The sequence below is a fragment of the Halobacteriovorax sp. BALOs_7 genome (assembly GCF_003612895.1).
Lineage (GTDB): Bacteria > Bdellovibrionota > Bacteriovoracia > Bacteriovoracales > Bacteriovoracaceae > Halobacteriovorax_A > Halobacteriovorax_A vibrionivorans.
The window spans coordinates 1,293,111-1,306,661 of sequence record NZ_CP027772.1 but is presented as its reverse complement, the minus strand read 5'-3'; the positions used below and the strand labels follow the sequence as shown (position 1 = coordinate 1,306,661).

The following is a 13,551-nucleotide window of genomic DNA, read 5'->3' as shown; positions in this document are numbered from 1 at the left end:
TTGACTAGAAAATTATCTCTTTAAAAAGAAAATTCCTTATTATCTGAAGATAGAATATGAATACGTCCCGATTCATTCACCTCTTCTATCTCTTTTGAAAGCTCATCTAGATAATTAGGTTTTAAATGACCTAAATAAATAGGAACATCTCCAGGCATTTTAGATAATTCTTTCTTAAGCGTTTGTGCTGTATGATGACGACTATCAAGGGCCAACTTTTCAAAACGGTTCGGGAAACTAACTTCACAAAATATGGCCACTACATTATTAAGCTTCTTTGCCGCTGCCCAAATCTTATCAGTTGGACCAGTGTCTTGAGTAAAGACAATGGCCTTGCCATTTTTTTCAATAATAAAACCTAATGAGCCTGCGAAGTGATTAACTTCGATTGCGTGTACTTTATATTCAGCAATTTCTCTACTGTCACCAGACTCTATATTATGAAACTTCATCGTTGGACTTTCTTTGCTAGGAAGCTTTGTGAAATCAGGCCAAATTGCATCGTTAAAAAGATGGTTCATGATATTGTCTTCAACTTCTTTACAAGTCCAAATATCAAAAGGCTTATCATTCATGCCAAAACAATTATCTGCAAGAAATGCCAAATCGGAAATATGATCTAAATGAGAATGTGAAATTAGAATATTATCAATCTTTGCCTGATCACTAACACTAACTCCTGTCGCTACAGAACCTGCATCAATAAGTAAATTTCCATCAACTAAATAAGATGTTGCTCGGCATTCAGGAGAAACGCCACCATGTCCACCGATAATTTTCACATTCATTCTAACTCCAATTTATTTAATTTTAACTTGGTTTAGAATTTTTTACTAGTACTAAGACATTGAAAAATGGAAACTATTTACCTGTTAACTCTTGATAAACGTCTTGAGTCTTTCTCCCAAGAGCATTTCCTATTAGTTTGGCGAGATTCTTTGGCGTTTGCTTATCTAAATATGCTTGCGCAAACTTAGCAACTTCTCCACTTGCGGCGAGATTAGAAGAGTTAGATTTTGGCCAATCAATAACAATAACAAACTCTCCCTTTGCAGTAACGAGCTCATCACGAAAATCTTGTGCCTTAAAATGAATTGCTTCCTCAAACTTCTTAGTTAATTCACGGCAGATGCAAATATTAGCTTCAGGAAATTCTTGCGATATTTGCTTTAAAGTTGAATGAATACGATGAGGAGATTCAAAAAAGAGTGACGTATTCCCCTGCTCAGATGCGACTTTCAACTTATTTGATATTTCACCTTTTTTACGTGGAAGGAATCCAAAAAAAGTATAAGGATTAGGAGCAAATCCACTAAGTTCAAGAGCAACTGTTACAGCACTAGGGCCAGGTACTGAAGTAACCTCTCCTCCCCTTGCTAATATTTCTTTAACCAGTATATGACCTGGGTCTGAAACGATAGGACTACCAGCATCTGAGACAAGAATAGGAAATTGAGAGTTACTAATTTGCTCTATATAGAAGTCTAGCTTGTCTTGAGAATGATCATTGAAAGAGAGAACTCTTAAACCTGGCCTGTCTATTTCAATCTTATTTAATAGAGAACGAAAAACACGAGTATCCTCGGCCAAAACGATATCACAACTCTCAAATGCCTGACGCATTCTCTCAGATACATCGTTCAAATTCCCAATTGGCGTTGATACTAGAGTAAGCTTCACTGAAATAATCCTTCTTTAATTGATATATTCTCTAATAAATTATGTGATTCCATTCATTTATAACTTACATAAGAAATAACTTCCATCTAAAACTAAAAGACACAATGCGTTACAATAATATTCGATGTAGTTTTATGCTGAAGAAGGAGTTTTAATGACAATGCAAGCAAGAGTACGCACAGATTCAACTGGAAATATAACAGTTCATATAGAAGGTGGTATGGACTATGAAAATATCATTCCACTAAAGCAAGAATTAGCAACAATTACTAGTTCTCACCCTACTTCAACTATCACGCTTGACCTTACGGCCCTTAACTTCGTTGGCTCATCTGGAATTGGAGTATTCGTTGATACAATTAGAAGTCTAAATAAAAGACGTGACCAAGTTAGGCTCTCTAACGTTGCTCCAGAGTTCATAAAAGTTTTTAAACTTTATAATTTTGATGCAATGGAAATTCTAATCAATGAATTTGAAACTGATGAAACAGAACTATCTAAGTTCTATGGTCAAAAGAAAAGAACTTTTCAAAACTGATAATTTAATAAATTTACATAAAAATCTTGGCCTGGCTTATTTTGCTTAAAACCAATTTCAGCTGGGCCTTTTTGACTAAAGTCTTTAATCTCTATTGATCCCTGATAATTATAACCACCACCTTGATAACTTGAGTCCTGATAAGGACTTCCTTGAGTATCTGGATAGTAATAATTTTCGTTATTAGGTCCTTGATTTTGATACTTGCGATATTCGTGTGATCCAATAATATAACCACCAAAAATTAAACCAGCATATAGTCCAAGAGAAGCACCAATTGCGATTGAGCGAGATGAACCACCAAAGGCCATTGCCGCCGTTCCCAATAATGCTCCACCAACTGTTCCATACCCAGCATTCATGGCAATGATCTTAACTTTAGGATCCATTTGTGCGCGAGCCTGAAAGCTTGTTGAAATAGTTGAAATAAATAGAGTAATTAAGAATAGTTTTTTAATCATATAAAAATTGTAAAAGAAGGCCTTGCCTGATGCAAGGTAAATGTTCACCAAATCTTAATCAAATAATAGACACAGTGCAAGACATCTCAAAGAAACTTGAAACAAAGTTAGCACTAGAAAACAGCCTTCGCCTTTGCTGTTCAGTAATTTGGCCATTCGATTTTACTTCAAATATTTTTAGGATGAAAGTATCTCGAATTTTATAAATGCCACAAATATCCACTTGCCCACAGCCAACTCGCCTTAGCATTGTAGGACAAATCAATAATGGGATGGCCTCTTTATGAATCTTTGTCGATTTTTTTAATTCTAAATTTAGACCTTTGGATACATTATTCCTGTACAAATTCCTTTACCCCTTTAAATGTTTTGCGATGTATTGGGGTAATACCATATTCTTCGATAGCTTTACGATGAGCAGCTGTAGGATAACCAGCATTTTTTTCAAATCCGTAATAAGGAAATTTTCGAGCTTCCTTTATCATCAGTCGATCGCGGAAAACTTTTGCAATAATGGAGGCAAGCCCTATAAGAACTGACTTACTATCCCCTTTTATTACAGCATGAACATCTTTAACTTTTGTTGACTTAAAAGGAAATTTTCCATCAACTAGAACGACTGAATCTTTTTTTAGAATGTTATGACAGGACTTTTTCATTCCTAGGAGTGATGCTTGAAAAATATTAACTTCATCTATTTTCTTCGGCGTAATCTTTTCGACGCTATATTCAAATAGATCATGAAAGTTTTGTTTCTTAAAAGTTGAGATATTTAACTCTTCTAAAATCCTTTCCATTTTCTTTAAAGAAAGTTTCTTTGAATCTGTAACACCGTATTCTTTTAAAATACTTGCTAAGACTGCAAGATTATCAACTCGTACACCAACAGCACAAGTTACAACGGGCCCAGCAAGAGGACCTCTTCCAACCTCATCGGTTGCAATTATATATTGATGATCTTTGACGAATTCTTTTTCAAACATAGGCTTCACAAATAAAGAGGCCCCTATTTCTAGGGGCCCTTTTATGACTTAAATAGTTTTTTAAATTACTTTCTATCGTAGTCAATTGCGATACGTGCAGATTTACCTGAACGATCTCTTAGGTAGTAAAGTTTAGATCTTCTAGATTTACCTTTTTGAACGATCTCAATCTTTTCTACATTTGGTGAATGAAATGGGAATACCCTTTCAACACCAATTCCAGAAGAAACTTTTCTAACTCTGAAGTGACCAGATAGTTTACCTTCTTCTTTCATTGCAATACATACACCACGGAAAATCTGAATACGAGATTTGTTACCTTCAGTGATTCTTGCGTGAACATCAATTGTGTCCCCAGTTTTAAACTTTGGGAAAGATTCTACATTTGTGTTCTTGTAATTTTCATTTACTACGTCTACTAAATTCATTACGAACTCCTAAAAAACGCTTGAACTTCTCAGAGGACCAACACCGTGTTGTTCTTAAGTAAATTCTATTTCAAAGACTCAGAGGCACTATTCAGTCGATCTAAATAGATTGCGACTGCCGATCGAACAGACAGGTGATTATATCCATCCGCACTTCCACCAAAAATTGGTTCAAGTGCAAAATGGGCCCGTTCGAGTACTTGTGCATGGAGACCCCATCCTGTACCAAATAACAAGAAGATAGGCCTTTTGTCAAGGCGCGCATTATTGATCAGGTCAGTTTCTACACCATTATTTGACTCGAAATTTGCACCTGTAACACAAATTAAAGGCTCAACACCTTCTATCTCCTTAATTTTATTGATTCCTTCCTCCACAGAGTTCACAAGACGAGCAATTGCCAGCGCATCTTGACGATCTGGGTTATAAACTCCAGCATCATCTTCCTCCCAGTGTCCTAGTATTCTTTTTACTAGTTTATGTTGGGCCTCAAGTGGAGTCACAATAAAGTAATTCTTCATACCAAAAGTACGACAGCTTCTAGCAATATCGTGTATATCGAGATTTGTTACTGAAGTTGTAACAATATCCCCTCTTTTATTTTTAATTGGGTGGTGTACTAAACCGAGATAAATATTATCTTTCATCTTTAATATATCCTTAAACTTTATTTCTCATATAGGTCTTATAAAGATCTGGCCTATACTTTTTTGTAAATTCTAATTTCTTATTCTGGTTAAATTCATCAATAAGCTTGTGATTACCTTCAGTCAAAACACTTGGTACTTTCACACCATTAAAGTTTGAAGGCCTTGTATAAACTGGCCCTTCAATAAGTCCATCTTCAAATGAATCACAAATTGCACTTTGATCATTACCTAATGCTTTTGGTAAAAACCTAAGCATTGCATCAGTAATAGTCATAACAGCAAGTTCTCCACCTGATAGAACATAATCACCAAGTGAATAAATTCGTGTTACATATTGCTCAATAAAGCGCTCATCAATTCCTTCATAGCGGCCACATATAAATACGTATTGCTTTCTATTTTCTTGAAATGAAGACGCTAAATCTTTTGCATTATCATTATTAAAAACAGTACCTCGAGGAGAAGTATAAATAATTTCTAATTCATCTTTAGAGATTTTTTCAGTTTTTAAAATATGTTTTATGGCCTCTTCAAGAACATCTGCTCTTAGAACCATTCCTGGGCCACCACCATAAGGAGAACTATCGACACCTTTAAAGCTTTTAGGAGAGAATTCACCAAGATAAAGAGTCTCAAACTCGACTTCATTTTCTAAAAACTTTCCAATGACTCCGCTACTTTTGAAAGCATCAAAGAATTGAGGAAATAATGTGATTACCCATATTTTATTCATTACATTAAACGTGGAATTAAGCATTCCACACGATTCTCTTCTAAATTAACAAGTTTAACAAATTGATCAACAAATGGAATATCAACATGCTTTCCATTAACTTTTGTATTTAAAACAATATGTGCACCGTTATCAAAATATTTTACAACTTTTCCAACGACTTGATCTTTTTCAATGTCAAAAACATCTAGGCCAATAATGTCGGCCATATAAAATTCATCCTCTTCTGTTTCAGGTAATGTACTGCGATCAACATAGATCTCAAAAGGTAACATTTCTTCAGTTACATTTCTGTTATCAACACCTTCAAGATAGGCAAATACTTTATTTCCAAATGAAATCGATTTAACTGTCAATTCTTTTCCAGGCTTAGCAATTGAGCTTCCATTTAGTGGTTTTGCAAAAAATGTAACACCTTTTTGTAAGACACTATTATCTTTATTTTCTAAGTTAAAGACGAAGGCCCCCTTTATTCCATGCGGTCGGGTTGCAGTGCCAAGTAAAATTAAATTTTCTGAATTTTCCATAGGCTGACTTATATCACGCCTTGCAAGGTAAATCACCTATATATTTTTCAAGTATTTAACTTGCCAATTAACTGAACTCTAGCTTTAATATTTGTATTAAAGACAAAATTCATGGAGAGAATTATGAAAAAAATCGTTAGCGCTGCAGCGGTCTGCGTTGTAGCTATCCCAACAATGGCAGCAAGTATTGAAATGCCAACTGTTTACGGAAAAATTAACAAAGCTGCTATTTACACAGATCAAGATAGTACAGGAAGAACTTCATTTGCTGGTTTTGCTGATGTTGACTCTTCAGAGACTCGTCTTGGAGTTAAGGGTAAATGGGATCTAGAAAATGTTGAAGGTACTTACGTTATTGAAATGGGTCTAAACTCATCAAAAGATTCTAATGGTACAGATTTTAGAATCAGAATGCGTCAAGCAGCTGTTGGAGCAAAGACAGCATTTGGTACAATCAAAGCTGGTCAAACTTATACGCCAATGGATTACACAATCCTTAAGACAGATCTTCTAAGCTCTACTGTTGCCTCAATGGCAGGTTCTGATACAAGCGCTAGAATTGACGGTGCAGTATCTCGCCTTGGTATGAGATACCGTGCAAGAACTGATATGGTTTCATATGAGACACCAAGTATTGGTGGTCTAACTCTTTCTCTTTCAACTGATAGAGATAACGGAATGAATAACGACTCTACTGATGCAGATTATGGTCCAACTCACTACACTGGTCTTGTTAAGTTTGACAGACAAATGGGTAAAGTTGATATGAACCTATTTGCTGGTTATGACACTTGGGCAGAAGATGGTGAAGATAACACTTACACTCTAGCTGGAGCTAAGTTTGGATTTGGAAACTTCCAACTAAATGCTGCTTACAGTATCGAAGAAAATGATGCTGCAACAAAAACTGAAATCAACAGAACTTATGCAGGTGCTCAATACACGATGAATAAGAATGTATTTGCAGTAACTTATCAACTACGTGATGAAAAAGATGCTGGAAATGAGTATACACAAATTGCTGCTCACTACAGATATATGTTCACAAAGAAATTTGATATGAGCTTAACTGTTCTTACTTATGATGTTGATGAAACAGCTGGAACACAAAACGAAGCGACAATGGCCGCTGCGGGTATCCAACTTAAGTTCTAATAATTTAAAAATTATTAAAATAAGTTCTAAGGCCCACAATAGTGGGCCTTTCTTTTTTGTGAATTATTTTCTATAATATCTCAATGAATCAAAGTGAAATTAAATCAATTGCAATCATGCGAACATCGGCCCTTGGAGATATCATTTGGACGCTTCCAATGCTAAATCGTATCCGCAAAGCAATGCCTAATACAAAGATCTATTATATTACAAGTAATACATTTGCACCTTTATTAGAAGGGATTGAGGATGTCGAACTGATTAAGATCGATAAGCCCAAAAAGCTAAAAGATTACTTTAAGCTTCAACGTGTCTTTGAACCATATCACTTTGATATTCTCTTATGTGCACAGGCAAACTTTAGGATAAACTTCATCTATCCTTTCATTAAGGCCAAAAAGAAAATAGGTTTTGATAATAAACGAGGTAGAGATCTGCAAAAGTTCTTTATTGACGAGAGTATCCCTTTTAAAAAGGAGCACTCAGTTGAAGCATTTCTCGGCTTCAGTGATCAATTAGGTATTGTCTCTAGTGAAATTGAATTTAACTTACCTATACAAAAAGTAACTGTCGGCAATCTTCCACTTGGAGACTACGTTGTAATTCATCCCAAGGCTTCTTCTCTTCAAAGAACCTGGGCCACTAAGAGATATATTGAAGTAACAAATCTAATTAAAGAGAAATATGATATTCCTATCGTTTTAACAGGAATTCCAAGTGATAAGGATATTTGCCTTGAAATTGAAAGTGAGTCCAACGCTCATATTATAAACCTTTGTGGCAAAACCTCTCTTAATGAACTTAAGAATGTATTTCTTAGTGCTAAACTAGTTATTGCTCCAGATTCTGGACCAGCTCATATGGCAGCAGCTTTAAATACCCCAGTGGTTGGGCTATACACAGCTGTTCCTCCAGAATACACAGGACCATATGGCCAAATACATAATTGTATCAATGCATACCCAAAAGCTTTAGAGCATTACTTCCATAAATCAATTGAAGATGTCCCATGGCGATTTCGCGTCAAAGAAAACGACATGATGGATTTAATTACTGTTAATGAAGTATTTGAAAAGCTTAGTTCTATTCTAAATAAATAATAAGATTAATCGCTCCTGCTTTTTTAAAATAAGAGGAAAAGTAGCTTCGATAAATGTTTTCTGGATTGCTTAGTTGGTTACCCGAATGCTCTAACTTAACAAGAACCCTCTCTCACTCGCATCCTGCTCGTTCGTACAGGGTTGTACGGTGTCATTTAGCTTCATGCTAAATGACACCTACAAAAAAAAAGCCAGATCACTGAATGCGTGAGCATTCAGGACACCTTAAACAAAAAAAGCCAGATCATTGATCTGGCTTTTTATATAGAAGGTGCATCTTCCTAGTCTCACACCAAGTTACCCTGGCACTACCTTTGGCGCTAGCGGGCTTAACTGCTGAGTTCGGGATGGTATCAGGTGTTTCCCCGCCGCTATCGACACACCAAAAATTTAATTCTTGGTATATTTAATTCAATCTCTAGACTTTTTCAAGTCTTTTAAAGTTTTTACACTTAAAAAACAATATCAAATAGAAGTGAACTTAAAAGTAAAAGTTAAATAAAGCAAAAAGACTAATTAGTATCGCTCAGCTCAACACATTACTGCGCTTACACATGCGACCTATCAAGCTCGTAGTCTACAAGCTGTCTTATAGAAATCTTATCTTGTGATGGGCTTCCCACTTAGATGCTTTCAGCGGTTATCCCTTCCGAACTTAGCTACTCGGCAATGCAACTGGCGTCACAACCGATACACCATAGGTTCGTCCAACCCGGTCCTCTCGTACTAAGGTCAGATTCACTCAAATTTCTTGCGCCCACGGAGGATAGAGACCGAACTGTCTCACGACGTTCTGAACCCAGCTCGCGTACCGCTTTAATAGACGAACAGTCTAACCCTTGGGACCTGCTCCAGCCCCAGGATGCGATGAGCCGACATCGAGGTGCCAAACCTCCCCGTCGATGTGAACTCTTGGGGGAGATCAGCCTGTTATCCCCGGAGTACCTTTTATCCGTTGAGCGATGGCCCTTCCACTCGGAACCACCGGATCACTAACACCGTCTTTCGACCCTGCTCCACTTGTTTGTGTTGCAGTCAAGCTCCCTTATGCGTTTACACTCTACAGCCGGTTTCCATGCGGCCTGAGGGAACCTTTGTGCGCCTCCGTTACTCTTTAGGAGGCGACCGCCCCAGTCAAACTGCCCACCAGACATTGTCCCCCCACCGGATTACGATGGTAGGTTAGGATTTCAAATAGCAAAGGGTGGTATTTCAAGGATGCCTTCTTGTACGCCGGAACGCACATATCAACAGCTCCCACCTATCCTACGCATTACTATTCAAAAGCCAATGTCAAGCTACAGTAAAGGTTCACGGGGTCTTTTCGTCCTTCCGCGGGTAGCGCGTATCTTCACGCGCACTCCAATTTCGCTGGGCCTCTTGTTGAGACAGTGGGGAAGTCGTTACGCCATTCGTGCAGGTCGGAACTTACCCGACTAGGAATTTCGCTACCTTAGGACCGTTATAGTTACGGCCGCCGTTTACTCGGGCTTCGATTCAAAGCTTCTCCAAAAGGATAACCTCTCCTCTTAACCTTCGAGCACCGGGCAGGCGTCAGACCCTATACGTCCACTTGCGTGTTTGCAGAGTCCTGTGTTTTTGATAAACAGTCGCTACCCCCTTTTCACTGCGGCCCCCGTCAGCTACATCGGCAAGCGATGTCACCAGCAGGGGCGAGCCTTATCCCGAAGTTACGGCTCCAATTTGCAGAGTTCCTTAACAAGAGTTCTCCCAAGCGCCTGAGGATTCTCTCCTCATCTACCTGTGTCGGTTTACGGTACGGATTGATTACATTCTTCATACGAAGTTTTTCTGGGAAGCAGAGGATCACAAACTTCGGGCAAGCCCTCGTCATCACGCCTCAGCCTTCACGAGATGCGGATTTGCCTACATCTCAGCCTACACGCTTAAACCCACATCCAACAGTGGGATTTGCTACCTTTCTCCGTCACTCCTCATGTCAAACGAATATAACCAAGTACAGGAATATTAACCTGTTGTCCATCGATTACGCCTTTCGGCCTCACCTTAGGATCCGACTAACCCTGGGCGGAGTCACCTGGCCCAGGAACCCTTAGATTTTCGGCGGGAGTGATTCTCACACTCCTTATCGCTACTCATGCCATCATCAGCTCTTGTGGGATCTCCAGCGCTCCTCGCGGTACGCCTTCATCGATAAACACAATGCTCTTCTACCAATGAACAAAGTTCATTCCATAGCTTCGGTACGTATCTTTAGCCCCGTTACATTTTCGGCGCAGAACCACTAGTCCAGTGAGCTATTACGCTTTCTTTAAAGGGTGGCTGCTTCTAAGCCAACCTCCTGGATGTCACAGTAGTTCCACAACCTTTCCCACTTAGACACGATTTAGGGACCTTAGCTGATGGTCAGGGCTCTTACCCTTTCGACAACGGACCTTAGCATCCGTAGTCTCACTGCCTGATATTACTTAACGGTATTCTGAGTTTGATATGGTTTGGTAAGCTGGTAAGCCCCCTAGCCAATTCAGTGCTGTACCCCCGTCAGTATTCGTCAGACGCTGCACCTAAATGCATTTCGAAGAGAACCAGCTATCACGGAATTTGATTGGCCTTTCACCCCTATCCACAAGTCATCCCAACAGTTTTCAACCTATATGGGTTCGGTCCTCCACAAGGTGTTACCCTCGCTTCAACCTGCTCATGGATAGCTCATCCCGTTTCGGGTCTACGACCTGCAACTAAACGCCCTATTAAGACTCGGTTTCCCTACGGCTACACCTGCAACGGCTTAACCTTGCTACAAATCGTAACTCGATGGCTCATAATGCAAAAGGTACGTGGTCATGCCTTACAATAGCACTTCCACCGATTGTAAGTATATGGTTTCAAGTTCTATTTCACTCCCCTCATCGGGGTTCTTTTCATCTTTCCCTCACGGTACTTGTTCACTATCGGTCAGTAAGTAGTATTTAGCCTTGGAAGGTGGTCCTCCCAGATTCAGACAAAATTTCACGTGTTCCGTCCTACTCAGGATACTGCTAGCGCTTATCAACTTTCAGATACGAGGCTTTCACTCTCTTTGGCGGGACTTCCCAGACCCTTCTCCTAATCTCAAAGCTACATATTGCAGTCCTACAACCCCGCTAAGTAAACTTAACGGTTTGGGCTATTTCGCGTTCGCTCGCCGCTACTAGCGAAATCTCAATTGATTTCTCTTCCTCAGGGTACTTAGATGTTTCAGTTCCCCTGGTTAGCTCCAGAATGGCTACTTTACTCACCAAACGGTAACCTATGTCTCCATAAGCTGGGTTCCCCCATTCAGAAATTACCGGGTCAAAGCCTGCTTGAGGGCTCGCCGATACATATCGCACTCTAACACACGTCTTTCATCGCCTCTTACTGCCAAGATATCCACCATATACCCTTAGTAGCTTTATCTAACCAACTAAAAGTTTTGTATAATCAATATACTTGTCTTGTTTTGTATTACTTTTAAGTTCTCGTCTTCTATCTGATACTGTTATTTAAATATAAAAGATCTAAAAAATATAAAATGAAAAGAAATCCAATTTCGTTTTAAACGTTTGACCAGAATAATGTACTTAATTTCTACTGTTATCTGCTTCAACTTGTTCGTACAAAAATCCTTTAAAAGGAGGTGATCCAGCCCCAGGTTCCCCTAGGGCTACCTTGTTACGACTTCACCCCAGTCATCGATCCGACCGTAGACGCTCCCCTCTAAAAGTTAGGGCCACGGCTTCAGGTAAGATCAACTCCCATGGTGTGACGGGCGGTGTGTACAAGGCCCGGGAACGTATTCACCGCAGCGTGCTGATCTGCGATTACTAGCGATTCCAACTTCATGGAGTCGAGTTGCAGACTCCAATCCGGACTGAGATGCACTTTTTGAGATTTGCTAACACTCGCATGCTTGCGTCCCTCTGTATGCACCATTGTATTACGTGTGTAGCCCTGGACATAAGGGCCATGAGGACTTGACGTCATCCCCACCTTCCTCCTGGTTAACCCAGGCAGTCTCTCTAGAGTGCCCAACTTAATGCTGGCAACTAAAGATAGGGGTTGCGCTCGTTGCGAGACTTAACCCAACATCTCACGACACGAGCTGACGACAGCCATGCAGCGCCTGTCACCGAGTTCTCCGAAGAGCACAATCAATTTTGGTCGATCTTCTCGGGATTTCAAGCCCAGGTAAGGTTCTGCGCGTTGCTTCGAATTAAACCACATAATCCACCGCTTGTGCGGGCCCCCGTCAATTCCTTTGAGTTTTAGTCTTGCGACCGTACTTCCCAGGCGGAGTACTTAATGCGTTAGCTTTGACACTGAGAGGGTCAAACCCCCAATATCTAGTACTCATCGTTTACGGCGTGGACTACCAGGGTATCTAATCCTGTTTGCTCCCCACGCTTTCGCGCCTCAGCGTCAGTTGATGGCCAGAGAGCCCCCTTCGGCTCTGGTGTTCCTTCGCATCTCTACGGATTTTACCCCTACATGCGAAATTCCGCTCTCCCCTCCATAACTCTAGATCTACAGTTCCAGACGCAGTTTCGGGGTTGAGCCCCGAGATTTCACATCTGGCTTATAAATCCGCCTGCGCGCGCTTTACGCCCAGTAAATCCGAACAACGCTTGCACCCTTCGTATTACCGCGGCTGCTGGCACGAAGTTAGCCGGTGCTTCCTTTAATAGTACCGTCAATCTCTAGGCCTATTGGACCCAGAGGAATTCTTCCTATTTGACAGAGCTTTACAACCCGAAGGCCTTCCTCACTCACGCGGCATTGCTGCGTCAGGGTTTCCCCCATTGCGCAATATTCCCCACTGCTGCCTCCCGTAGGAGTCTGGACCGTGTCTCAGTTCCAGTGTGGCTGATCGTCCTCTCAGACCAGCTATGCATCGTTGCCTTGGTAGGCCGTTACCCCACCAACAAGCTAATGCAACGCAGGCTCATCTCATAGTAAATGCTTCCAAGGAGAGGCATTCTTTCATCTACTTTTTCCATGTCGTAGATCGTATGCGGTATTAGCCAGAATTTCTCCTGGTTATCCCCCGCTATGAGGCAGATTACCTACGCGTTACTCACCCGTGCGCCACTCTACTCACACCCGAAGGTGCTTTCTCGTTCGACTTGCATGTGTTAAGCATGCCGCCAGCGTTCGTTCTGAGCCAGGATCAAACTCTCCAAGCATATATCTTGAAAAAATTTAATTTACTCAATTTACGTTTGTCCTGAATCTTCCGATTTAAACTCAAATTTACAAAGTTTAAATGGCATCTGACTGATTGAAGTAACTTCAA

11 protein-coding genes and 3 rRNA genes are annotated in these 13,551 nt (G+C 40.1%); 3 read left to right on the top strand and 11 right to left on the bottom strand.

Features of this window, described 5'->3' with window-relative positions; genetic code table 11:
• Positions 1 to 20 precede the first annotated feature (20 nt).
• Together BALOs_RS06420 and rsmI are read right to left on the bottom strand one after the other, a co-directional pair.
• Positions 21 to 788, bottom strand: coding sequence for a 3',5'-cyclic-nucleotide phosphodiesterase (locus tag BALOs_RS06420; protein WP_120404644.1), 768 nt, complete (start codon positions 786 to 788; stop codon positions 21 to 23).
• Between the two features lie 73 nt (positions 789 to 861).
• Positions 862 to 1,680, bottom strand: a complete 819-nt coding sequence (gene rsmI / locus BALOs_RS06415; RefSeq protein WP_162929581.1) for a 16S rRNA (cytidine(1402)-2'-O)-methyltransferase — start codon at positions 1,678 to 1,680, stop codon at positions 862 to 864.
• Positions 1,681 to 1,834: 154 nt separating this feature from the next.
• Here rsmI and BALOs_RS06410 point away from each other — a divergent pair, with 154 nt between their 5' ends.
• The gene (locus BALOs_RS06410; RefSeq protein ID WP_120404642.1) at positions 1,835 to 2,218 is read left to right on the top strand and encodes an STAS domain-containing protein; all 384 of its coding nucleotides are present in this window, start codon (positions 1,835 to 1,837) and stop codon (positions 2,216 to 2,218) included.
• On the opposite strand, the gene BALOs_RS06405 is transcribed toward BALOs_RS06410, so the two are convergent.
• The 6 genes from BALOs_RS06405 to rimM all read right to left on the bottom strand — a co-directional run bounded on the left by BALOs_RS06405 (position 2,209) and on the right by rimM (position 6,000).
• Positions 2,209 to 2,679, bottom strand: coding sequence for a hypothetical protein (locus BALOs_RS06405; protein ID WP_115363953.1), 471 nt, complete (start codon positions 2,677 to 2,679; stop codon positions 2,209 to 2,211). The genes BALOs_RS06410 and BALOs_RS06405 overlap by 10 nt on opposite strands.
• Positions 2,680 to 3,011: 332 nt before the next feature.
• Entirely contained in the window at positions 3,012 to 3,662 is a 651-nt protein-coding gene (locus BALOs_RS06395) for a ribonuclease HII (RefSeq protein WP_120404641.1), read from the bottom strand.
• A 65-nt stretch (positions 3,663 to 3,727) separates the two neighbouring features.
• Entirely contained in the window at positions 3,728 to 4,090 is a 363-nt protein-coding gene (gene rplS, locus BALOs_RS06390) for a 50S ribosomal protein L19 (protein WP_115363959.1), read from the bottom strand.
• Between the two features lie 65 nt (positions 4,091 to 4,155).
• The gene (locus BALOs_RS06385; protein ID WP_115363961.1) at positions 4,156 to 4,737 is read right to left on the bottom strand and encodes an RNA methyltransferase; all 582 of its coding nucleotides are present in this window, start codon (positions 4,735 to 4,737) and stop codon (positions 4,156 to 4,158) included.
• Positions 4,738 to 4,750: 13 nt separating this feature from the next.
• Complete coding sequence (gene trmD / locus BALOs_RS06380; RefSeq protein ID WP_162929580.1) at positions 4,751 to 5,473, bottom strand: tRNA (guanosine(37)-N1)-methyltransferase TrmD; 723 nt, start codon at positions 5,471 to 5,473, stop codon at positions 4,751 to 4,753.
• Complete coding sequence (rimM, locus tag BALOs_RS06375; RefSeq protein ID WP_120404639.1) at positions 5,473 to 6,000, bottom strand: ribosome maturation factor RimM; 528 nt, start codon at positions 5,998 to 6,000, stop codon at positions 5,473 to 5,475. Before rimM ends, trmD begins: the two co-directional genes overlap by 1 nt.
• A gap of 123 nt (positions 6,001 to 6,123) precedes the next feature.
• Between rimM and BALOs_RS06370 the strand changes: the two genes are divergently transcribed.
• The gene (locus tag BALOs_RS06370) at positions 6,124 to 7,155 is read left to right on the top strand and encodes a porin (protein ID WP_162929579.1); all 1,032 of its coding nucleotides are present in this window, start codon (positions 6,124 to 6,126) and stop codon (positions 7,153 to 7,155) included.
• Positions 7,156 to 7,238: 83 nt separating this feature from the next.
• Complete coding sequence (locus tag BALOs_RS06365; RefSeq protein WP_120404637.1) at positions 7,239 to 8,255, top strand: glycosyltransferase family 9 protein; 1,017 nt, start codon at positions 7,239 to 7,241, stop codon at positions 8,253 to 8,255.
• Positions 8,256 to 8,523: 268 nt separating this feature from the next.
• On the opposite strand, the gene rrf is transcribed toward BALOs_RS06365, so the two are convergent.
• The 3 genes from rrf to BALOs_RS06350 form a co-directional block, all read right to left on the bottom strand.
• Positions 8,524 to 8,640: ribosomal RNA gene (rrf, locus tag BALOs_RS06360) — 5S ribosomal RNA — on the bottom strand.
• A 110-nt stretch (positions 8,641 to 8,750) separates the two neighbouring features.
• Positions 8,751 to 11,675, bottom strand: a 23S ribosomal RNA gene (locus BALOs_RS06355).
• A 213-nt stretch (positions 11,676 to 11,888) separates the two neighbouring features.
• Positions 11,889 to 13,441: ribosomal RNA gene (locus BALOs_RS06350) — 16S ribosomal RNA — on the bottom strand.
• The 16S, 23S and 5S rRNA genes sit together here, the layout of an rRNA operon.
• Positions 13,442 to 13,551: the final 110 nt, after the last annotated feature.